The sequence below is a fragment of the Streptomyces lothianensis genome, assembly GCF_047779955.1.
Lineage (GTDB): Bacteria > Actinomycetota > Actinomycetes > Streptomycetales > Streptomycetaceae > Streptomyces.
This window is the reverse complement of sequence record NZ_JBLMKT010000041.1, coordinates 180,947-203,260: the sequence shown is the minus strand read 5'-3', so window position 1 is coordinate 203,260 and position 22,314 is coordinate 180,947. Positions and strand designations below refer to the sequence as shown.

The window sequence follows — 22,314 nt, the reverse complement described above, 5'->3', positions numbered from 1 at the left end:
GGCACGGCACGGCACCCGAGGCCACGGACCCCGTGGACGGCTCCGGCACTCAGTGGCGGCGCTCCTGCTTCTGCTTGCACTCGACGCACAGGGTCGCCCGCGGGAAGGCCTGCACGCGGGCCTTGCCGATCGGGTTGCCGCAGCTCTCGCAGAGTCCGTACGTGCCCGCGTCCAGCCGCTCCAGGGCGCGCTCGCTCTGCTCCAGCATCTCCCGGGCGTTGTTCGCCAGGGCCAGCTCGTGCTCGCGCGTGATGTTCTTCGTACCGGTATCGGCCTGGTCGTCACCGGCCCCGTCGCCCGAGTCACGCATCAGGCCCTGCAGCGCCGCCTCGCCCGCGGTGATCTCCGCGCGCAGCCGCTCGACCTCGGTCTGCAGCTCCGTGCGGACCTCTTCGACCTCCTCGGGGGTCCACGGGTCCTCACCGGGACGCACCGCGAGCTCACCGGGCTGGGCCGCGCGCGCCTTGGGCACCGCGCCGCCGTCCTTGGCCGATGCGGCCGTCTCCACCGTCTTCACAGCCTTCTTCGCACCCACCGACTTGGCTCCCGTCTGCTTCACGGCCTGTCCGCCGCTGTCCGGCCTGCTCTGCGCCTTGCCTTCGGGCTTGCTCGCTGCCTTGGTCGCTGCGCCGGTCACGGCCTTGTCCGTCGCCTTGGCCGCCGTCTTACCCGTCGCCTTGCTCGTCGTCCTGCCGGGCGCCCTGCCCGTCGTCTTGGCCGCCGTCGCCTTCCCGGCCGCGGCTTTCTTGGTCACCGCCTTTTTCGCCACCGCCTTCTTGGCCGCGGCCTTCTTCGCCGCGGCCTTCTTGGCTCCCGCCTTCTTCGCCGTGGGCTCCTTCGCCGCGGCCTCCTCGGCGGCGGACTCCTCGACAGGGGTCTTCCTGGCCGCGGACTTCTCGGCAGGGGACTTCCTGGCGGCAGTCTTCTTGGCGGGGGCCTTCTCGGCCGCCGTCGCCGCCTTCGACGTCGCCTTCTTCGTCATCGCCTGCTTGGCCGTCGCCTTCTTCGCCACCGCCTTCTCGACGGGCGTCGACTCGACCGCCGTCTTCTTCGCCGAGGCCTTCGCCGCCTTCGCCGTACGGGCGGCCGCGGCCGCCGTCGACTTCTTGCCGCCGACATCCTTGGCCGCGGAAGCGGAACCACTCGATGCCGAGTGCTGTACGGCGGTCTTCTTCGCCACCATGGCCGCGGCCCCTTCACATATTGTGATCTTGCTCGCGAATCGTGCTGGGACGATAAATCGACTCCAGGCCCGCGGCAACGGGGCACGCCGCCCGATCCGTCCGCCCCGCAGCGCGCTCGCGACGGGTCTGCATCCGTTGTGCCCAGCTCCCCGCCCGGTAATCCGCGACCGATCCCCCGCCCCACCGGGGGTGACCTCCATATGGCCATTCGGGTCACTCCGCTCACCCGCGGCCACCCCGCGCGAGCCCCGTCCCGCCTCGCCGGGAGCCACCCCACGGACATAAAATGCGAGACAAGGAAAGAAGGTGCGCCATCATGCGCAAAGTGATCGACTGCCGTGACACGCCCAGCGAGATGAACTGCACTCTCACCATCTCGGGCGAGGAAGAAGAAGTCGTGCGCGCCGCCGCCGAGCACGCCGTCTCCGTCCACAGCCACACCGACGGCCCGGAACTGCGGGAAATGATCCGCAGCGGCCTCAAGGACGAGGTCCCCCAGCACGCCTGACCTCGCCCGTCCCCGCCCCCGCCCTCGTCCCCACCCTCCCCGCGCCGCAAAACCGGTCGGCCGCCCCCACCCGGGCGCCGTACACTGGGCGCAGCGAAAGGCTTGGATGGGGACGAGTAGCGACGTACGCAGCCATGAGCGACCCGGGGACGGTGGAAGCCCGGGGGCGAGCGCGATGCGAAGATCACCCCGGAGCCGCCGGAAGAAAGCCGCAGCACAGCAGCGGCCGGTAGACCCGGCTTCGCGAACCCAATGAGGGGGCCCACCGAGGCGCACACCGGCGCCGGAGCAGGCCAAGGAGGGTGGTACCGCGGGAGCGCGCCGCACACGGCGTACGTCGCACGGCAACGGCGACGGCCTCTCGTCCCTCCGACGGAGAGAAGCACATCCGCCGGAGGAAGACTGATGACGCAGTACCGCCAGGTGCCCGCCCAGGTCGACCTGCCCGCCCTCGAGCACGCGGTGCTCGACTTCTGGCGCGAGCAGAAGATCTTCGCGAAGAGCCTCGAACAGTCCGAGGGGCGCCCCGAGTGGGTGTTCTACGAAGGCCCGCCGACCGCCAACGGCATGCCGGGCGCCCACCACATCGAGGCCCGCGTCTTCAAGGACGTCTTCCCTCGCTTCCGCACCATGCGCGGCTACCACGTGGCCCGCAAGGCCGGCTGGGACTGCCACGGCCTCCCGGTCGAGCTCGCCGTCGAGAAGGAGCTCGGCTTCTCCGGCAAGAAGGACATCGAGGAGTACGGCATCGCGGCGTTCAACGCCAAGTGCCGTGAGTCCGTGACCCGGCACACCGACGCCTTCGCCGAGCTCACGACCCGTATGGGCTACTGGGTGGACCTCGACGACGCCTACCGCACCATGGACCCCGAGTACGTGGAGTCCGTGTGGTGGTCGCTCAAGGAGATCTTCAACAAGGGCCTGCTCGTCCAGGACCACCGCGTGGCCCCCTGGTGCCCCCGCTGCGGCACGGGCCTCTCGGACCACGAGCTCGCGCAGGGCTACGAGACGGTCGTCGACCCGTCGGTCTTCGTCCGTTTCCCTCTCACCTCCGGTCCTCTGGCGGGCGAAGCCGCGCTCCTGGTGTGGACGACGACGCCCTGGACGCTCGTGTCCAACACCGCCGTCGCCGCGCACCCCGACGTCACGTACGTGGTCGCCACCAACGGCACCGAGCAGCTCGTGGTCGCCGAGCCGCTGCTCGAAAAGGCCCTGGGCGAGGGCTGGGAGGCCACCGGCCGGACCTTCACGGGCGCCGAAATGGAGCGCTGGAACTACCAACGTCCGTTCGAGCTGGTGGAGTTCCCAGAACCGGCGCATTTCGTCGTCAACGCCGACTATGTGACGACCGAGGACGGTACCGGTCTGGTCCACCAGTCCCCCGCCTTCGGCGCCGACGACCTCCTGGTCTGCAAGGCCTACGGCCTGCCGGTCGTCAACCCGGTCCTGCCCGACGGCACCTTCGCGCCCGAGGTCCCGCTGGTCGGCGGCGTCTTCTTCAAGAAGGCCGACGAAAAGCTCACCGCCGACCTCGACGAGCGCGGTCTGCTCTTCCGGCACATCCCGTACGAGCACAGCTACCCGCACTGCTGGCGCTGCCACACGGCGCTGCTCTACTACGCGCAGCCGTCCTGGTACATCCGTACGACCGCCGTCAAGGACCGGCTTCTCGAGGAGAACGAGAAGACCAACTGGTTCCCGGACTCGGTCAAGCACGGCCGCTTCGGCGACTGGTTGACCAACAACATCGACTGGGCGCTCTCCCGCAACCGCTACTGGGGCACCCCGCTGCCCGTCTGGCGCTGCGAGGAGAACCACCTCACGTGCGTCGGCTCCCGCGCCGAGCTCTCCGAGCTCACCGGCACCGACCAGTCGGCGCTCGACCCGCACCGCCCGTACATCGACGACGTCACCTTCACCTGCACCCACGAGGGCTGCTCGCTCGAAGCGGTCCGCGTGCCCGAGGTCATCGACGCCTGGTACGACTCGGGTTCGATGCCGTTCGCGCAGTGGGGCTACCCGTACAAGAACAAGGAGCTCTTCGAGTCGCGCTACCCGGCGCAGTTCATCTCGGAGGCCATCGACCAGACGCGTGGCTGGTTCTACACGCTGATGGCGGTCGGCACGCTCGTCTTCGACAAGTCCTCCTACGAGAACGTGGTCTGCCTCGGCCACATCCTCGCCGAGGACGGCCGCAAGATGTCCAAGCACCTGGGCAACATCCTGCAGCCGATCCCGCTGATGGACCAGCACGGCGCCGACGCGGTGCGCTGGTTCATGGCGGCCGGCGGCTCCCCGTGGGCCGCGCGCCGGGTGGGCCACGGCACGATCCAGGAAGTCGTCCGCAAGACGCTCCTCACGTACTGGAACACGGTCGCCTTCCAGGCGCTGTACGCCCGTACGTCGAAGTGGGCGCCGAGCGAGGCCGATCCGGCCGCGGCCGAGCGCCCGCTCCTGGACCGCTGGCTGCTCTCCGAGCTGAACACGCTCGTCGAGCAGTCGACGGAGGCGATGGAGGCCTACGACACCCAGCGGGCCGGCAAGCTGCTCTCGTCGTTCGTCGACGACCTGTCCAACTGGTACGTACGCCGCTCCCGTCGCCGCTTCTGGCAGGGCGACAAGGCGGCCCTGCGCACCCTGCACGAGGTCGTCGAGACGGTCACGCGGCTCATGGCGCCGCTGACGCCGTTCATCACCGAGCGGGTGTGGCAGGACCTGGTCGTCCCGGTCACTCCGGGCGCCCCCGAGTCGGTGCACCTCACCACCTGGCCGGAAGCGGACAAGTCCCTTGTGGACCCGTCCCTTTCGACGCAGATGGCGCTGGCCCGCCGCCTCGTCGAGCTGGGGCGCGCGACCCGTGCCGAGTCCGGGGTCAAGACGCGCCAGCCGCTGTCGCGTGCGCTGATCGCGGCGGCCGGCTTCGAACAGCTCGGCGAGGAACTGCGAGCACAGATCACCGAGGAGCTGAACGTCCAGTCCCTCGCGTCGCTTTCGGAGGTGGGCGGTTCGCTGGTCGACACGACCGCGAAGGCGAACTTCCGCGCGCTGGGCAAGCGGTTCGGCAAGGGCGTCCAGGACGTCGCCAAGGCGGTCGCCAACGCGGACGCCGCGGCGCTGTCCCTGGCCCTGCGTGCGGGCAACGCCACCGTCGAGGTCAACGACGAGACGGTGTCCCTGACCCCCGATGAGGTCTTCATCACGGAGACCCCGCGCGAGGGCTGGTCGGTGGCCTCCGAGGCCGGTGCGACGGTCGCCCTCGACCTGGAGATCAGCGAGGAACTGCGCCGCGCGGGCCTGGCCCGCGACGCGATCCGGCTGATCCAGGAGGCCCGCAAGAACAGCGGCTTCGACGTCGCCGACCGGATCGCGGTCCGCTGGTCCGCGACGGACCCCGCCCTGACGGCAGCGCTCCGGGAGCACGCCGGGCTGATCGCCGACGAGGTCCTGGCGGTGGACTACGCCGAGGGCGAAGCCGACGCTTCCTACGGCTCCCCCTTCACGGACGAGCCCCTGGGCCTCACCTTCCGCCTCCGCAAGACGCCTGCCTAGACACAGGCCGACCGCCGGCCCGGGTTTTCCCAGCCCGGGTCGGCGCTTCCAGCCAAGGGGCGGGCTTCAAGGCCGGGCCGGAAGATCCAGCCCGTCCTGCGCTTGAGGACGAGCGCGTTCAGCGCATGGGGGCAAGGGGCGCAGCCCCAAAGGGGGGTCCAGGGGCACAGCCCCGGGTGGCCCACCCATCCGTGGGTGCTCCGCACGACTGGGCCCACCCACCGCGTGGGTGCGACGCACACAGAAGGGCCGGGCCCCGGGATCTGATCCCGGGGCCCGGCCCTTCGTATGCCGCCGACGGCTACGCGTGCTTCACGCGCGTAGACGCGTCAGTTGTCGTCCTCGTCGATGAGGAACCCACGCATCGGCGAGGGCGCCTGCTGCATCGGCTGCGGTGCCTGCGGCCGCACCGGCGCCATCGGCTGGGTCATCGCCGGGGCCATCTGCTGCTGGCCGCCGTACGAGGGCGCTCCGGCCATGGACTGCTGGCCGCCCATCGACTGCTGACCGCCCATGCTGGGGCCGCCGCCGTTGTTGCCGCCCATGGAGGGCGCACCGGCACCGGCCGGAGCCATCGAGGGCGAGGCCGGCAGCGAGGCGGTCGCGGGCGTACGCGGCGGGGCGAGCGAGTCGTCCGCCTGCGTCTCCAGCTGGCGCAGCTGCGACTCCAGGTAGGACTTCAGGCGCGTGCGGTACTCGCGCTCGAAGCCGCGCAGGTCCTCGACCTTGCGCTCGAGGGTGGCGCGGGCGGACTCCAGGGAGCCCATCGCGACGCGGTGCTTCTCCTGCGCGTCCCGCTCCAGGGCGTCGGCCTTGGCGCGGGCGTCCCGCTCCAGGCCCTCGGCACGCGAACGCGCCTCGCCGACAATCTTGTTGGCCTCGGAGCGGGCCTCGGCGATCGCCTGGTCGGCGGTCTGCTGGGCCAGCGAGAGGACACGGGCGGCGCTGTCGCCGCCGGGACCGCCCTGGCCGCCCTGCTGCGGCAGCTGCGGACCGTGGGGGCCGCCCATCGGACCGCCCATGGGGCCGCCCTGCATCGGGCCGCCCTGCGGGCCGGGGCCCTGCGGACCGTGTCCACCGGGGCCGGCCGGAAGCTGCGGGGCGCCGCTGGGCAGCTGCGGCGGGCCTCCCATGGGGCCGCCCATCTGCTGCTGCGGCGGGCCCGATATACCGGCGGGCACGGGGCCGCCCGGACCACCGGGGCCGCCGGGGCCACCAGGACCGCCCGGGCCACCGGGCCCACCGGGTCGCTGGTCCTGCGGTTCGGGGGGTTTGCGCATGCCCTGCTGCTGGTTCTGCGCGGCGGCGCGGGTCGCGGCGGCCAGCTTGGCGCGCAGGTCCTCGTTCTCGCGGAGCAGGCGGGTCAGCTCGGCTTCGACCTCGTCGAGGAAGGCATCGACCTCGTCCTCGTCATAGCCTTCTCGGAGGCGGACGGTTGTGAACTGCTTGTTCCGCACGTCCTCGGGGGTCAACGGCATCTCTTCACCTCAACGTAGTCGTCGGCATTCGGCAAGACCGTAATAGACATCGTGCTCACAGCCGGCTCACGACGGAGATCAGGATGTAGACGATGATCATCAGCACGAAGAAGGACAGATCGAGCGCCACGCCCCCGAGACGCAACGGCGGGATGAACCGCCGAAGTAGCTTGAGCGGTGGATCAGTGACAGTGTAGGTGGCCTCCAGAACGACCACCATCGCCTTGCCGGGTTGCCATGAGCGGGCGAACTGGAAGACGTAGTCCATGACCAGCCGGAAGATCAGCACGACCAGAAACAGCGACAACGCGATGTAGAGCACATCCCAGACAACGCTCATGACTCGCGCTTCCCTCTCCCCGTGTCCTGTACTTCTCGGTTTTTCCGGTCCTGCGTCTCAGCTCTGGTTGAAGAACCCGCCCTCTGCGATGCGGGCCTTGTCCTCCGCCGTGACATCGACGTTAGCAGGAGACAACAGGAACACTTTCTGTGTCACCCGCTCAATGCTGCCGTGCAGCCCGAAGACCAGACCGGCCGCGAAGTCCACCAGACGCTTGGCGTCCGTGTCATCCATCTCGGTCAGATTCATGATCACCGGAGTGCCCTCACGGAAGTGTTCCCCGATGGTACGGGCCTCGTTGTAGGTCCGTGGGTGCAACGTCGTGATGCGGTACGGCTCCCGCTCGGAGACAACCTTGGGCATGATCACCGGTGCGTTCTTCTCCTGGTTCTGACGTTCAGGTGTGATGGATGCCACGGGGGCGATTCGAGCAGGACGCCCGATTTCTGACGAAATTGCGCTCGATCCGCCCGCGGCAACGGGGACGGACGAGGAAAGAGGCGCCCGGGGTGCGGGGGTCTGCGCCTTTCGTTCCGGTTCCTCCCGGTGCAGCTCGCGCTGCGGCTCGTGCCGCCTGCGGTCCCGCTCCGGCTCGGGCTCCAGCTCGGGCTCGAACTCGTCGTCGGGGTCGAAGCCCCGGCCGTCGTAACCGTCGTCCTCCACGAGGCCGAGGTAGACCGCCATCTTGCGCATCGCGCCGGCCATGCTCTGAGTCCTCCGCTCTGAGGTGGATACGCCGGGGCCGCCAAGTGCCCACGATCCACTGGACATCCCCGCTGATCTGCGAGAATCACCATATTTTCTGCTGTGGTCCGACTTCTTGGCGACGTTACCCGAGCCGGGGTCGGACTCCGAGTACCGCAGTGCCGACGCGCACATGTGTCGCCCCTGCCGCCACGGCCTGTTCGAGGTCCGAGCTCATCCCCGCCGAGACCATGTTCGCAGCCGGATGGGCGCGGCGCAGGTCAGTCGACAAATCCATCAGCCGCTTGAACGCCTTGAGTTGTTCACCCGCGTACGGACCGGCGAGCGGCGCCACCGTCATCAGACCGTCGATCCGCAATCCGGGCGATTCCGCCACAAGCCGAGCCAACTCCCCGATTCCATCGGGGGCGACGCCTCCGCGGTCGCCCCGGCCGCCGACCTCGGCGTCGAGCGCGACCTGGATCAGACAGCCCACCTCGCGCCCCGCGCGAACGGCGGCCGCGGAGAGCGAGTTGACCAGCTTCGCCCGGTCGACCGACTGCACCACATCGGCATAACCCACCACGGAACGGACCTTGTTGGTCTGCAGCTGACCCACGAAATGCCAGTCCAGGTCCAGATCCGCGCAGGCGGCGGCCTTCGGCGCCGCGTCCTGGTCGCGGTTCTCCGCGACATGGCGCACGCCGAGTTCGGCGAGCAGCCGGACATCGCTCGCGGGGTAGGTCTTGGTGACGACGATGAGCGTCACCTCCTCGCGGTCACGTCCCGCGGCGGCGCAGGCGGCCGCGATCCGCTTCTCCACCTCCGCGAGGTTCGTGGCGAGTTCGGCCTTGCGGTCCGCGAGGCCCGCCGCGTCCGTGAGGCCCGCCGTGTCCATGGGGTCCGCCGTGTCCATGGGGTCCGTCGGATCCGTGGGGTCCGTCATGTCGTATCAGTCCAGCCAGATGTAGCTTGCGAGCCGCCCGGTGGTGTGCTCGCGGCGGTACGAGAAATGGTCGGCCGATTCCCGGGTGCACACCTCGGAGCTCACGATGTCGTGCACCCCGAGCCGCACCAACTGGGCCCGCACCCCGGCCGTCACGTCGACGGCGGGTGTGCCCCAGCCGGTCTCCGCGTAGGCCTCGGGTTCGACGGCCGCGACCTCGGCGCGCATGTCCGCGGGCACTTCGTAGCAGCGGCCGCAGACCGCGGGTCCGGTGCGGGCGATGATCCGGCCCGGTGCGGCGCCCTGCGCCACCATCGCCTCGACGGTCGCGGGTACCACCCCGGCCAGCATGCCGGGACGGCCCGCGTGCGCGGCGCCGATGACGCCGGCTTCGGGGTCGGCGAGGAGTACGGGGGTGCAGTCGGCGGTGAGCACGGCGAGGGCCAGGCCCCGGCGGGCGGTCACCACCGCGTCCACGGCGGGGATCTCCGTACCGGCGTCCCAGGGTCCGTCGACCACGGCGACGTCCTTGCCGTGCACCTGGTTCATCCAGACGACCCGGGCGGGGTCGATCCCGAGGGAGCGGGCAGCGAGTTCGCGATTGCTCAGCACCGCGGCGGGGTCGTCGCCGACCGCGCCGCCCAGGTTGAGCTGCTCGTACGGAGCGGCGCTCACCCCGCCCCACCGGTCGGTGAAGGCGAAGTGAACGCCGCTGCTGCCGCTCGCCATGTTCACGATGTAGCGCTGTGCCGCTATCGGTACCGGTGTCACTTCAGGAAGTCCGGTACATCCAGCTCTTCGGCCTGGCTGTCCTGGTAGGGACGGGCCGGCGGGACCTGCGGCGGGGTGATCGGTGCGGCCGTGGACTCGGCCGGCTTGGCCTCGGCGACCGGCTCGGGCGCCGGGGCGGTGTCCTCGCGCGGGGTGACGCTGCCGAGGCCGCCGAACGCGGGGCGGGACTCGGTGCGGGCCGGGGCCGCGGCGGGTGCCGGTTCCTCGCGCTTGTTCGAGGAGGAGGCACCGGCCACGTTGTCCCGCTTGGACGGTGGCTGGCCGCCGTCGAAGCCGGCCGCGATGACCGTGACCCGCACCTCGTCGCCGAGCGCGTCGTCGATGACCGCGCCGAAGATGATGTTGGCCTCGGGGTGTGCGGCCTCGCTGACCAGCTGGGCGGCCTCGTTGATCTCGAAGAGACCGAGGTCGCTGCCGCCGGAGATGGACAGCAGCACGCCGCGGGCGCCGTCGATGGAGGCTTCGAGCAGGGGCGAGGAGATCGCCATCTCGGCGGCCGCCACCGCGCGGTCGTCGCCGCGTGCGGAGCCGATGCCCATGAGCGCGGAACCCGCCTCGGACATGACGGACTTGACGTCCGCGAAGTCGAGGTTGATCAGGCCGGGGGTGGTGATGAGGTCGGTGATGCCCTGGACACCGGAGAGCAGGACCTGGTCCGCCGACTTGAAGGCGTCGAGGACGGAGACCTGGCGGTCCGAGATGGAAAGCAGCCGGTCGTTGGGGATGACGATGAGGGTGTCGACCTCTTCGCGGAGCTCCGCGATGCCGTCCTCGGCCTGGTTGGCGCGTCGGCGCCCCTCGAAGGTGAACGGCCGAGTGACGACGCCGATGGTGAGCGCGCCGAGCGAGCGGGCGATGTTGGCGACGACGGGTGCGCCGCCGGTGCCGGTGCCGCCGCCCTCGCCGGCGGTGACGAAGACCATGTCGGCCCCCTTGAGGACCTCCTCGATCTCCTCGCGGTGGTCCTCTGCGGCCTTGCGGCCGACGGCCGGGTTGGCGCCGGCGCCGAGTCCGCGGGTGAGTTCACGGCCGACGTCGAGCTTGACGTCGGCGTCGCTCATCAACAGGGCTTGCGCGTCGGTGTTGATGGCGATGAACTCGACACCCTTGAGGCCGACCTCGATCATCCGGTTGATGGCATTGACACCACCGCCGCCGACACCGATGACTTTGATGACTGCGAGGTAGTTCTGCGGTGCTGCCACGTCGAAGGCCTCTCGCCTCGAGTTACGTGTCGCCGCCCGCCGGTCGTGCGCGGCGGCGACTGATGCCGAATTGGGACGGTCCGAACGCCGACCCGAACCCTAACGCTGAAGTTTAGGGTTACCAGTGCGTCTGTTGCTGGCCTTTGTCTGACCCTTCCGAACAGGACACTAAGTCGACAAGTGGCGCGCGTTCAACGAACACGCCGAACCTCCCGTTTTTCTTTTCACCCTATGTGATCAGCCGTCGCGTCGGCACACCAGGGTGCTGGCCAGGGCGTATGTCCGTCAACTCCCTGATACGGCGGGCGAGGTGGGGGCGCTCACATCGAAGTGCCGGGCATCCGGCGCGGCTTTCAGGAGCGCGGTCAACACGGCGGCCTTCGACTCACCCTTCTCGCTGCTTCCCCAGTCGACGGTCCGGCCGTCGGTCAACTCCAGGGAGATGGAGTCATATGAACGCACTTCCATGGTGCGGGTGCGCGCGACCACGGCCCGTGGGAGGTCGCCGGCCACGTCGACGGCCGCCACCAGGAGCCGATCGGTGCCGAAACGGTGCAGACTCGGTGAACGCCCGGCGTTCAATCGCAGCTTCGGTACGTTCTCGGGCGGGCGCGTGACGGTCGCGAACCGCACGCCCCGAGCATCCACTTCGACGAACTTCCCGCCCTTGTGCAGGAGCAGAACGGGCTTGCGTTCGGTCACTTTCAGGGCGATCCCGTGCGGCCACGCACGCACCACGTCGACCGAGTCGATACGGGGCAGTTCGCGTCGCAGCCGGTCCTCGATCGCCTCGGTGTCGACGGAGACGAGCGGTGCGCCGACCGGAACGGCCGCGATGTCGAGCACCTGTTGTGCGGTCAGCACCCGTGTGCCCGAGGTCGTCACCTTCTCCACACGGAGCCACTGCGAGCCGTACAGGAGCCAGATGACCGCGGCGCCGAGCAGCGTCACGAGCACCGCGAGGAGGAGCAGCAGCCGGGGCGAGGGCAGCCGGCGGCGGGCGGGCCCCGGCTGCGGCGGGCGGGCCGGAGCCTCGGGCCGCTGCCGCTCACCGGTGACAGCTGGGGATCCGGCCACGCTCGCCTGCCTTCTCACGCCATCCGGCGTGCCGTGTCGTCCGGTCGCCGCTTCACGCCCGGTGGCGTGCGGCGATCGCCTCGTACACCATGCCGACCAGGAGTTCGTCGGCGTCCCGGCGGCCGAACTCGGAGGCGGCGCGGGACATCTCGTACAGCCGGTGCGGATCGGCGAGAACCGGGAGCACCTGCTGCTGCACCCACTCCGGCGTCAGTTCCGCGTCGTCGACGAGGAGTCCGCCGCCCGCCTTGACCACCGGCTGGGCGTTCAGCCGCTGTTCGCCGTTGCCGATCGGCAGCGGGACGTAGGCGGCCGGGAGTCCGACGGCGGAGAGCTCGGCGACGGTCATCGCGCCCGCGCGGCAGAGCATCATGTCGGCCGCGGCATACGCGAGATCCATCCGGTCCACGTACGGTACCGGGATGTACGGGGGCATCCCGGGCATCTGCTGCACCTGCGGCAGTTCGTTCTTGGGGCCGACCGCGTGCAGGATCTGGATGCCCGCCTGCTGGAGGTACGGGGCGGCCTGCTGGACCACCTCGTTGAGCCGCCGTGCGCCCTGCGAACCGCCGGAGACCAGGAGCGTGGGCAGATGGGGGTCGAGCCCGAAGGCGGCGCGCGCCTCGGGACGGACCTTGGCGCGGTCCAGGGTGGCGATGGTACGGCGCAGCGGGATGCCGATGTAGCGCGCGTCGCGGAGCTTGCTGTCGGGGGTGGAGACCGCGACGGCCGAGGCGTAGCGCGAGCCGATCTTGTTGGCCAGGCCGGGGCGCGCGTTGGCCTCGTGCACGATGATCGGCACACCGAGGCGCTTGGCCGCGAAGTACGCGGGAAGCGCCACGTATCCGCCGAAGCCGCAGACGGCGTCCGCCTTGGTGCGCTCCAGGATCTGCTCGGCCGCCTTGATGGTGCCGCGCAGCCGGCCCGGGACCGTGAGCAGTTCGGGCGTGGGCTTGCGCGGGAGCGGCACGGCCGGGATCAGCGCCAGTTCATAGCCGCGCTCGGGCACGAGCCGGGTCTCCAGGCCGCGCTCCGTGCCCAGGGCCGTGATGCCCGTGGTCGGGTCCTGCCTGCGCAGGGCATCCGCGAGGGCGAGCGCCGGCTCGATGTGGCCGGCGGTCCCCCCACCGGCGAGTACGACATGCACCGAAATTCACCGCTCTCCGGACGGCCGCGCCTTGGCGCGCCGTCGCATCGTGTTCCATCTCCCCGCAGCCCGCTTCTTATCAGAGGCGGCCGACCGCATGGCAAGCGCGGCCCGTGCCGCGGGGTCGTCGCGCGCGAACGCGATCAGCAGCCCGACCGCGAACATGGTCGGCAGCAGGGCCGAGCCTCCGTAGGAGAACAGCGGGAGCGGGACTCCGGCGATCGGCAGCAGACCGAGCACCGCACCGATGTTGATCACGGCCTGGGCCGTGATCCAGGTGGTCACGCCTCCCGCTGCGTACCTCACGAAGGGCTCCTCCGTGCGTCCGGCCACGCGGATACCCGCATAGCCTAGAGCCGCGAAGAGACCGAGTACGGACAGCGTCCCCGCGAGGCCGAGTTCCTCGCCGGTGATGGCGAAGATGAAGTCCGTGTGAGGCTCGGGCAGTTGTCCCCATTTTTCCACACTGGCACCGAGGCCGGAACCGAAGAATCCGCCGGAGGCGAGCGCGTAGATTCCGTGCAGTGCCTGCCAGCACTGGTCGTCGGGACCGGCGTCCGAGGCGCCCAGGCAGGCCAGCCGGGCCATGCGGTTGGGGCTGGTCCTGATGAGGATGAAGCCGAGCAGGCCGGCGACCGCGAGCACTCCGCCGAACAGCCGGGTCGGGGCGCCGGCGAGCCAGAGCAGGCCGAAGAGGATGGCCGTGAGAATGATCGCGGTGCCCATGTCACCGCCGAGCATGATCAGGCCGAGCAGCATGAACGTCACCGGAACGAGCGGCACCAGCATGTGCTTCCACTGCGTCAGGAGCCGCTTGTCGCCCTTGCGGGCGAGCAGGTCGGCGCCCCACAGCACGAGCGCCAGCTTGCCGAACTCGCTGGGCTGGAGCTGGAAGGGGCCGCCGAGCGCGATCCAGTTCTGGTTGCCGTTGACCTCGTGCCCTATCCCCGGGACCTGCACCAGGACCATCAGGAAGACGCTGCCGACGAGGATCGGATACGCGAGTGCCCGGTGCAGCCGCACCGGCATCCGCATCGCGATGACCAGCAGGACTGATCCGAGCACGGCCGCGAAGAACTGCTTGCGGAAGAAGTACGAGGGCACGAGGGAGTATTCGAGCGCCTGGATCTGCGAGGCCGAGTAGACCATCACGAGCCCGAGCGTCGTGATGAGCAGGCTGCCGCCGAGGATCAGGTAGTACGCGGTCAGCGGCCGGTCCCAGGCCCGCTTGGCCCGCAGGTACAGCCGCCTGAGCGGGTTCTCGCCCGAAGGGCCGCGGGCCGGGCGCGGGGTGCGGGGGCGCGGGCTGCCAGGGCGCGCCGGGGCCCGCTTCACAGTGCCGGAACGGCTCGCACCCATCTCGTGTCCCCTCCAGTCATCGCCACCGCCCGGACCGGGCGGACGTCTGCTCGGACCGGGCTAGGAGTTCTCGGCGGCGAGTGCGTGGACCGCTTGTGCGAAGGCCTCGCCGCGCTTGTTGTAGTTCACGAACATGTCCATCGAGGCGCAGGCGGGCGCCATGAGGACGGTGTCCCCGGGTTCGGCGAGCCGTGCCGCCTCGCGTACGGCCGCGGACATCGCCCCAGTGTCGGTCCGTTCGAGGTCGACGACCGGGACGTGTGGGGCGTGTCGCCGAAGCGCTTCGGCGATGAGCGCGCGATCGGCGCCGATGAGCACCGCACCGCGAAGTCGCTTTGCCGACTTCTGTACGAGCGCGTCGAAGGTGGCGCCCTTGGCGAGGCCGCCCGCGATCCAGACGATCGACTCGTACGCGGCCAACGAGGCCTCGGCGGCATGGGTGTTGGTCGCCTTGGAGTCGTCCACGTAGGCCACGCCCGCCACATCCTGGACGTGGGCGATGCGGTGCGCGTCCGGGCGGAAGGCGCGCAGGCCCTCCCGTACGGCGGACGGCTCGACGCCGTAGGCGCGCGCGAGGGCCGCGGCCGCGAGGGCGTTGGCGATGTTGTGCGGGGCCGGGGGGTTGACGTCGGCGACCTCGGCGAGTTCCTGGGCGTTCTTCTGCCGGTTCGGGGCGAAGGCGCGGTCGACGAGGAGGCCCTCGACGACGCCGAGTTCGGAGGGGCCCGGAGTGCCGAGGGTGAAGCCGATCGCGCGGCAGCCCTCCTCGACGTCGGCCTCGACGACCAGGTCCTCGGTGGCCCGGTCCGCGATGTTGTAGACGCAGGCGACCCGGTTGCCCTCGTAGACGCGGCCCTTGTCGGCGGCGTACGCCGCCATCGAGCCGTGCCAGTCGAGGTGGTCGGGCGCGAGGTTGAGGACCGCGGCGGAGTGGGCGCGAAGGGACGGCGCCCAGTGCAGCTGGTACGAGGAGAGCTCGACGGCGAGCACGTCGTAGGCCTCGTCGCCTTCGAGGATCACGTCGATGATCGGCGTACCGATGTTGCCGACGGCGGCGGTCCTGAGGCCGGCCGCGCGCAGGATCGAGGCGAGCATCTGCGTGGTGGTCGTCTTGCCGTTGGTGCCGGTGATCGCGAGCCACTCGGCCGCGTCCGGGCCGCGCAGGCGCCAGGCGATCTCGACGTCCCCGACCACGTCCACGCCCGCCTCGGCGGCCGCCGCGAACAGCGGGGACGAGGGCTTCCAGCCCGGCGAGGTGACGACCAGGGAGGTGCCCTCGGGCAGGGTCTCGGCATCCCCGAGCCGTACGGAGATCCCGTCCGCCTCCAGGGTCGCGGCCCGCTCCTTGTGCTGCTCGCCCGAGCCGCCGTCCACCACGGTCACCGCGGCGCCGAGGCCGGCCAGGGCACGGGCGGCGCTGATGCCGCTCACGCCGAGACCGGCGACGGTGACGTGCCGGCCCGCGACGTCCAGCGCGTGCGGGGTGTCCGGAGCATCCGGGGTGTCCGGGGCGTCCGGGTTGTCCGGGGCGCCGTGTGCGGTCACTTGTTGTTCGCCCACCCTGCGTAGAAGAGACCGAGACCGACGATCACGCACATGCCCTGGATGATCCAGAAGCGGACCACCACAAGGACTTCGGACCACCCCTTGAGTTCGAAGTGGTGCTGCAGCGGCGCCATCCGGAAGACGCGCTTGCCGGTGAGACGGAACGAGCCGACCTGGATGACCACCGACATGGTGATCAGGACGAAGAGGCCACCGAGGATGGCGAGGAGCAGCTCCGTACGGGAGCAGATCGCGAGGCCGGCGAGAGCTCCGCCGAGCGCCAGCGAACCGGTGTCGCCCATGAAGATCTTGGCGGGCGAGGTGTTCCACCACAGGAAGCCGAAGCAGGAACCCATCAGCGCGGAGGCCACGATCGCCAGGTCGAGCGGGTCACGTACCTCGAAGCAGGCCGAGGGGTTGGTGAGCGTGACGGCGTTGGCGCACGACTCCTGGAACTGCCAGACGCCGATGAAGGTGTACGCGCCGAAGACCATCACCGAGGCGCCGGTGGCCAGACCGTCGAGGCCGTCGGTGAGGTTCACGCCGTTGGACATCGCCAGGATCATGAACAGTGCCCAGATCACGAACAGGACCGGGCCGATCTGCCAGCCGAAGTCCTGTACGAACGACAGCTTCGTGGAGGCCGGTGTGTTGCCCCGGATGTCCGCGAACTGCAGGGCGAGCACCGCGAAGGTGATGCCGACGATCAACTGTCCGGCCATCTTCGCCTTGGCCCGCAGACCGAGCGAACGCCGCTTGATGATCTTGATGTAGTCGTCGAGGAAGCCGACCAGGCCCATGCCCGCCATCAGGAAGAGCACCAGGAGACCCGAGAACGTGGTCGGTGCTCCGGTGATCAGCTTCGTGGCGAAGTACGCGATGATCGTCGCCAGGATGAAGGCGATACCGCCCATCGTCGGCGTACCGCGCTTGCTGGCGTGCTCGCGCGGGCCGTCGTCGCGGATGTACTGCCCGTAGCCCTTCTTCGCGAGCAGCTTGATGAGCAGCGGGGTGCCGATCAGGGTCAGGAACAGACCGATGACACCGGAGAACAGGATCTGCCTCATCGGCTCAGACCTCACCCTCGAGGAGCGCGAGCGCGACCTGCTCCAGGCCCACCGACCTGGAGGCCTTCACGAGCACGACGTCTCCCGGGCGCAGCTCTTTGCGCAGCAGATCGACAGCCGCCTGTGCGTCGGACACGTGCACCGACTCCTCACCCCACGAACCCTCGTTGTATGCGCCCAGCTGCAGCCAGGACGCTTCCCTGTCCCCGACCGCGACGAGCTTGCTCACGTTGAGCCGGACGGCGAGCCGTCCGACCGCGTCGTGTTCGGCCAGTGCCGCGTCGCCCAGCTCGGCCATCTGCCCGAGCACCGCCCAGGTGCGACCCCCCTCGGCCCGGGAGGCCTTGCCCATGGCGACGAGCGCGCGCAGTGCGGCCCGCATGGATTCGGGGTTCGCGTTGTAGGCGTCGTTGACGACGGTCACACCGTCCGCGCGCTCGGTGACCTCCATGCGCCAGCGCGACAGGTTGCCCGCCCCGGACAGCGCGTGTGCGATCTGTTCGGCGGACATACCCAGTTCATGGGCGACGGCGGCCGCGGCGAGCGCGTTCGACACGTGGTGCTCACCGTACAGGCGCAAGGTCACTTCGCTGCACCCGGAGGGTGTGTGCAGCGTAAACGCGGGCCGCCCGTGCTCGGTCAGGCGGACGTTCGCGGCCCGTACGTCGGCATCCTCCGCCTCTCCGAAGAAGAGCACCTTCGCCTTCGTACGGGAGGACATGGCGCGTACGAGCGGATCGTCAGCGTTGAGCACCGCCGTGCCGCCTTCGTCCGCCGGCGGCAGCGCCTCGACGAGCTCGCCCTTGGCCTGGGCGATCTGCTCGCGGCCGCCGAACTCGCCGATGTGCGCGGTGCCGACGTTGAGCACCAGGCCGATCCGCGGCGGGGTCAGGTCCGCGAGATAGCGGATGTGGCCGATGCCGCGGGCGCCCATCTCCAGGACGAGATGGCGGGTGGCGGCGTCGGTGGTGAGCGCGGTGAGCGGCAGGCCGATCTCGTTGTTGAGCGAGCCGGGCGTCCAGACGGTGGGCGCGTGCTCCTGCAGCACCTGGGCGATGAGGTCCTTGGTGGAGGTCTTGCCCGCGGAGCCGGTGAGCGCGACGACATCGGTGCCCAGGCGCCGTACGACCTCGCGGGCGAGTCTGCCGAGCGCGGTCTGCACGTCGTCAACCACGATCGCGGGCACGCCGAGGGGCCGGGTGGCAAGCACGGCGGCCGCCCCGGAGGCGATGGCCTGCTCCGCGTAGTCGTGGCCGTCGACCTGCTCGCCGGCGAACGCGGCGAACAGGCCGCCCGCCTCCACCTTGCGCGAGTCGATGACGACGGAGCCGGTGACCTCGCGGCTCGTGTCCGGTATGTCGTGCGGTTGTCCGCCGGTGAGAGAGGCGATCTCGGCGAGGGAGAGGGCGATCACAGGTTCATCCCCGGAGGTTCTGTCAGGTCTGCCTCACTGCTTCCGTCCCGGTCACGCCGGTCGACCTGCTTGCCCGGCCGGGGGTCCGGGGGTTGTCCCCCGGGAGAATGCAGCTTGGCGGCTGCGCGGTGCCGCCGGATCGCGGTCCGCAGCACGTCGCGGTCGTCGAAGGGGCGTACCACCCCGTTGATGTCCTGGCCCTGTTCGTGGCCCTTGCCGGCCACGAGCACGGTGTCCCCGGGCTCGGCACGGTCGACCACGGCGGCGATGGCGGCGGCCCGGTCCTCGTAGAGCACGACGTCGCCACGCTCGTGCACGGGCACCTCGGCGGCGCCCGCGATCATCGTGGCGAGGATCGCGAGGGGGTCCTCGGAGCGCGGGTTGTCGGAGGTGAGGACCGCGGTGTCGGCGAGGCGTGCGGCCGCCGCGCCCATGGGGCCGCGTTTGGTGGTGTCGCGGTCGCCGCCGCAGCCGAGGACGATGTGCAGCCTGCCCTCGGTGACCTTGCGCAGGGCGCGCAGAACCGATTCGACGGCGTCCGTCTTGTGGGCGTAGTCGACGACGGCGAGATACGGCTGGCCCTCGTCGACCCGCTCCAGGCGCCCCGGCACCCCGGGGACGGCCGCGATGCCGTCGGCGGCGGTCTGCGGGTCGATGCCCGCGGCGGCCAGACAGACGATCGCCGCGAGAGTGTTGGCGACGTTGAAGGGCCCGGCCAGCGGGGACCTGGCGGCGATGCGTTCACCGTGCGGGCCGATGACGGTCAGCGTCGAGTCCATCGGGCCGACCTCGACGTCGTCGGCGCGCCAGTCGGCGTCCGGGTGCCCCTCGGCGGAGAAGGTGACCACCGGGACGGTGGCCTCCTTGGCGAGGCGGCGCCCGTACTCGTCGTCGAGGTTGATGATGCCGAGCCTGGAGCGCTCCGGGGTGAAGAGCTGCGCCTTCGCCCGGAAGTAGTCCTCCATGTCGGAGTGGAACTCCATGTGTTCCGGGCTCAGGTTGTTGAAGACGGCGACGTCGAAGACGCAGCCGTCCACCCGGCCGAGCACCAGGGCGTGGCTGGAGACCTCCATGGCGACCGAGTCGGTGCCGCGTTCACGCATCACCGCGAACAGGGCCTGCAGATCGGTGGCTTCGGGGGTGGTGCGCTCGGACTTGATGCGCTCCTCGCCGATGCGCATCTCGACCGTGCCGATGAGGCCGGTCTGCTTGCCGGCCGCCTTCAGGCCGCCCTCGACGAGATACGCGGTGGTGGTCTTGCCCGAGGTGCCGGTGATCCCGATCTGCAGCAGGTCCTCGCCGGGCCGCCCGTAGATCGTGGCCGCCAGCTCGCCCATCCGGCCGCGCGGATCGCCCGCGACCAGGACCGGCAGACCGGTCGCCTGGGCGCGGGGCAGGCCCGCCGGGTCGGTCAGGATCGCCACGGCGCCGAGGTCGGCGGCCTGGGCGGCGAAGTCGGCGCCGTGGACGCGGGCGCCGGGCAGAGCGGCGTAGACGTCACCGGGGCGCACCGCACGGGAGTCGTGGGTGATGCCCGTGACCTCGGCTTCGGCGGGGGGATCGATGCCGAGTGCGGCGGCGAGGCCGGCGAGGGGGAACGGAGTGACCCGCTCCGGCCGCGGCGGTCCCGGATAGGTCACGGGGCCGCCCTCACGGAAAGTGGGGGACTGATCAGCGTGTGGCACGGCGGTGAGCGTACCGGGCGCGGGCGTCGGGGAGCGAAATGGGGCGGCGTGGCTGCCCGGCTGCTCGCTCCGGTTCCCGGAACCCGGGGTGATGGTTGTCACGGCGGCGGTACCTGTTCGTGCTCGTGGGAGTGCGGGTTTGCGTACGTGGGACTGCTTCGTGGGCGTCCGGGTCAGTCCTTCGGTTCGAACGTGACCGGCAGTCCCGGCGCCTTCGCTCCGGTCGGAGCCACCTTCAGGGTCTTCAGGGCGAACTCCATGACCTCCTTGAAGATGGGGGCGCAGATCTCGCCGCCGAAGTAGCTGCCCTCGGTCGGGTTCTGCACGGCGCAGTAGACGGAGATCCTGGGCTTGTCGGCCGGGGCGAAGCCGGCGAACGAGGCCGTGTAGCCGCTGTATCGGCCGGTTTCCGGGTCGACGCGGTTGGCGGTACCGGTCTTGCCCGCCACCCGGTAGCCGTCGATCCGCGCCAGCTTGCCGGTGCCCTCCGGGTCGTCGACCACGGACTGCAGCATCTCGGAGAGCGTCTCGGCGGTCGGCTCGCTGATGACCCGGGTCTTCTCCGGCTCGTCGCCGGGCGTGAAGCGGCCGTCGGGGCCCTTCTTCCCGCGTACGAGGGTGGGCTCCACCCGTACTCCCCCGTTGGCGACCGTCGAGTAGGCGGACACGGCCTGGACGGCGTTGATCGAATAGCCCTGGCCGAAGGGGACCGTGTACTGGGTGGAGGTCGACCAGTCGCCGGGCTTGTGCAGGATGCCCGCGGTCTCGCCGGGGAAGCCGATGCCCGTCTTGCTGCCCATCCCGAACTTGCGCAGATAGCCGTGGAGGACCTGGTTGGCCTCCTTCTGTGTCCTGCCGAGTTGCTGGGTGGCGAGGATCGTGCCGATGTTGGAGGACTTGGCGAGCACACCGCTGAGCGTCAGGTACCAGGTCTCGTGGTCGACGTCGTCCCGGAAGAGCCGGTCGCCGCGGTGCAGCCGGTTGGGCACCGTGACATGGGTGTCGGGGGTTGCGGCCTTCTCCTCCAGAACCGCGGCCAGCGAGATCAGCTTGCTGGTCGAGCCGGGCTCGAAGGCCTGCTGGAGGGCCGGGTTGCCCAGGTGCTTCGGATTCGCCTTCGACAGGTCGTTGGGATCGAAGCCCGGAGCGTTGGCCATGGCGAGGATCTCGCCGGTCCGCGTGTCCTGGACGACCACGTAACCGCTGTCGGCCTCCGACTTGGCGACCTGCTGCGCGATGGCCTTCTGGGCCACGTACTGGATGTCGCGGTCGATCGTGAGCTCCACGTCCGAGCCGGGAACGGCGGGCGTCTCGCTGCTGTCCGCGGTCGGTACCCGGCGGCCGCCGGACTGGGCGTACTCGATGCTGCCGTCCTCGCCCGCGAGGAGCTTGTTCAGCTGCGATTCGATACCGCCGCCGCCCTTGCCGTCGGCGTTGACCCAGCCCAGTATCCCGGCGGCGAGATCACCGTTCGGATAGAGCCGCCGGGTGCTCGACTCGGGGAAGATCCCGGCCAGGACGCCGCCGGTCCGCGGATTCTTCTCGGCGAGCGCGCGCTTCAGATCCTTGATCTGCTTCCAGACCTGCGGGGTCTGGCGGCGGGCCAGCAGGGCGTAGCGGTCCTCGGGTTTGTCGAGCTTGGCCGCGAGCTTCTCGGCGTCCAGGCCCAGGATCGGGGCGAGCAGCGCGGCGGCCTGCTCGGGCGCGTCCTTCGTCTCGGCGGCCTCCTCGCTGAACATCGAGGGGTCCGCGGTGATGTCGTACGCGTCCACGCTGGTCGCGAGCAGCTTGCCGTTGCGGTCGGTGATCTCGCCGCGGGTGGCGGGCAGGGTGAGGTCGAGGTAGCGGTTCTGCTGTGCCTTGGCCGCGTACGCGCGGGCGTCCACGGCCTGCACCTGCACAAGCCGCACGACGAAGGCGAGCAGCACCAGGGTCAGGCCGAGGCTGACCAGGCGCAGGCGGGGGCGGGGGCTGCCGAGGCGGAGCGCGGGCGGCGGGGCGGGGCGGCGGGGGCCATGGGTGCGTGGGCGGGGCGGCTTCGCGCCCGAGGCGGCGTCCCGGCGGGAGCGGGGTTGAGATCGGGGGGCCTTCGGCCCCGGGGCGGCGTCCCGGCGGGAGCCCTGGGAGCGTGGGCGGGGGGCGCTCGGGTCCGAGGCCCCGTCCCGGCGGGCGCTGGGCTTCGGGCGGGAACCGGGGTGCGGGCCCGAGGCGGGCTTCGGGGCGGACCCGGACCGGGGGCGCGAGCTGGACGGCGGGCGGGAACCCGACTGCGGGCGGGAGCCCGATTGCGGCCGGGAGCCCGGCTGAGGTCCGGAGCCTCGCTGGGGTCCGCGG

Annotated in this window: 17 protein-coding genes; 2 read left to right on the top strand and 15 right to left on the bottom strand. The window is 70.6% G+C overall.

Annotated elements, in window-relative coordinates; genetic code table 11:
• Positions 1 to 49: 49 nt before the first annotated feature.
• Positions 50 to 1,183 carry a TraR/DksA family transcriptional regulator gene (locus ACLF6P_RS15570; RefSeq protein WP_415950867.1) on the bottom strand — a complete coding sequence of 378 codons (1,134 nt, stop codon included), beginning with the start codon at positions 1,181 to 1,183 and terminating at the stop codon, positions 50 to 52.
• A 317-nt stretch (positions 1,184 to 1,500) separates the two neighbouring features.
• On the opposite strand from ACLF6P_RS15570, the gene ACLF6P_RS15565 reads away from it, so the two are divergent.
• Together ACLF6P_RS15565 and ileS are read left to right on the top strand one after the other, a co-directional pair.
• Entirely contained in the window at positions 1,501 to 1,692 is a 192-nt protein-coding gene (locus ACLF6P_RS15565) for a DUF1059 domain-containing protein (RefSeq protein ID WP_415950866.1), read from the top strand.
• Positions 1,693 to 2,097: 405 nt separating this feature from the next.
• Complete coding sequence (ileS, locus tag ACLF6P_RS15560) at positions 2,098 to 5,241, top strand: isoleucine--tRNA ligase (protein ID WP_415950865.1); 3,144 nt, start codon at positions 2,098 to 2,100, stop codon at positions 5,239 to 5,241.
• A 329-nt stretch (positions 5,242 to 5,570) separates the two neighbouring features.
• On the opposite strand, the gene ACLF6P_RS15555 is transcribed toward ileS, so the two are convergent.
• The 14 genes from ACLF6P_RS15555 to ACLF6P_RS15490 form a co-directional block, all read right to left on the bottom strand.
• Entirely contained in the window at positions 5,571 to 6,719 is a 1,149-nt protein-coding gene (locus ACLF6P_RS15555; protein WP_415950864.1) for a DivIVA domain-containing protein, read from the bottom strand.
• 55 nt (positions 6,720 to 6,774) lie between these two features.
• Entirely contained in the window at positions 6,775 to 7,059 is a 285-nt protein-coding gene (locus ACLF6P_RS15550; protein WP_415950863.1) for a YggT family protein, read from the bottom strand.
• Positions 7,060 to 7,116: 57 nt separating this feature from the next.
• Positions 7,117 to 7,764 (bottom strand): cell division protein SepF, encoded by a 648-nt coding sequence (locus ACLF6P_RS15545; RefSeq protein WP_415950862.1) that lies wholly within the window; start codon positions 7,762 to 7,764, stop codon positions 7,117 to 7,119.
• Positions 7,765 to 7,888: 124 nt separating this feature from the next.
• Positions 7,889 to 8,641 (bottom strand): YggS family pyridoxal phosphate-dependent enzyme, encoded by a 753-nt coding sequence (locus tag ACLF6P_RS15540; protein WP_415950964.1) that lies wholly within the window; start codon positions 8,639 to 8,641, stop codon positions 7,889 to 7,891.
• 54 nt (positions 8,642 to 8,695) lie between these two features.
• Positions 8,696 to 9,418 carry a peptidoglycan editing factor PgeF gene (gene pgeF, locus ACLF6P_RS15535; RefSeq protein ID WP_415950962.1) on the bottom strand — a complete coding sequence of 241 codons (723 nt, stop codon included), beginning with the start codon at positions 9,416 to 9,418 and terminating at the stop codon, positions 8,696 to 8,698.
• Between the two features lie 38 nt (positions 9,419 to 9,456).
• Positions 9,457 to 10,686 carry a cell division protein FtsZ gene (gene ftsZ / locus ACLF6P_RS15530; protein WP_415950861.1) on the bottom strand — a complete coding sequence of 410 codons (1,230 nt, stop codon included), beginning with the start codon at positions 10,684 to 10,686 and terminating at the stop codon, positions 9,457 to 9,459.
• A 285-nt stretch (positions 10,687 to 10,971) separates the two neighbouring features.
• On the bottom strand, positions 10,972 to 11,763 hold the full coding sequence (locus ACLF6P_RS15525; protein WP_415950860.1) for a cell division protein FtsQ/DivIB: 792 nt from the start codon (positions 11,761 to 11,763) through the stop codon (positions 10,972 to 10,974).
• 52 nt (positions 11,764 to 11,815) lie between these two features.
• On the bottom strand, positions 11,816 to 12,910 hold the full coding sequence (murG, locus tag ACLF6P_RS15520; protein ID WP_415950859.1) for an undecaprenyldiphospho-muramoylpentapeptide beta-N-acetylglucosaminyltransferase: 1,095 nt from the start codon (positions 12,908 to 12,910) through the stop codon (positions 11,816 to 11,818).
• A gap of 6 nt (positions 12,911 to 12,916) precedes the next feature.
• A complete protein-coding gene (gene ftsW / locus ACLF6P_RS15515) occupies positions 12,917 to 14,269 on the bottom strand; it encodes a putative lipid II flippase FtsW (protein ID WP_415950858.1) in 1,353 nt (450 codons plus the stop codon).
• A 60-nt stretch (positions 14,270 to 14,329) separates the two neighbouring features.
• Complete coding sequence (murD, locus tag ACLF6P_RS15510) at positions 14,330 to 15,742, bottom strand: UDP-N-acetylmuramoyl-L-alanine--D-glutamate ligase (protein ID WP_415950961.1); 1,413 nt, start codon at positions 15,740 to 15,742, stop codon at positions 14,330 to 14,332.
• Between the two features lie 68 nt (positions 15,743 to 15,810).
• The gene (mraY, locus tag ACLF6P_RS15505) at positions 15,811 to 16,881 is read right to left on the bottom strand and encodes a phospho-N-acetylmuramoyl-pentapeptide-transferase (protein ID WP_415950857.1); all 1,071 of its coding nucleotides are present in this window, start codon (positions 16,879 to 16,881) and stop codon (positions 15,811 to 15,813) included.
• A 4-nt stretch (positions 16,882 to 16,885) separates the two neighbouring features.
• The gene (locus tag ACLF6P_RS15500; RefSeq protein ID WP_415950856.1) at positions 16,886 to 18,295 is read right to left on the bottom strand and encodes a UDP-N-acetylmuramoyl-tripeptide--D-alanyl-D-alanine ligase; all 1,410 of its coding nucleotides are present in this window, start codon (positions 18,293 to 18,295) and stop codon (positions 16,886 to 16,888) included.
• A complete protein-coding gene (locus ACLF6P_RS15495; RefSeq protein WP_415950855.1) occupies positions 18,292 to 20,082 on the bottom strand; it encodes a UDP-N-acetylmuramoyl-L-alanyl-D-glutamate--2,6-diaminopimelate ligase in 1,791 nt (596 codons plus the stop codon). The genes ACLF6P_RS15500 and ACLF6P_RS15495 overlap by 4 nt, the downstream gene beginning before the upstream one ends.
• Before the next feature lie 71 nt (positions 20,083 to 20,153).
• Positions 20,154 to 21,908 carry a peptidoglycan D,D-transpeptidase FtsI family protein gene (locus tag ACLF6P_RS15490; protein ID WP_415950854.1) on the bottom strand — a complete coding sequence of 585 codons (1,755 nt, stop codon included), beginning with the start codon at positions 21,906 to 21,908 and terminating at the stop codon, positions 20,154 to 20,156.
• Between the last annotated feature and the right edge of the window lie 406 nt (positions 21,909 to 22,314).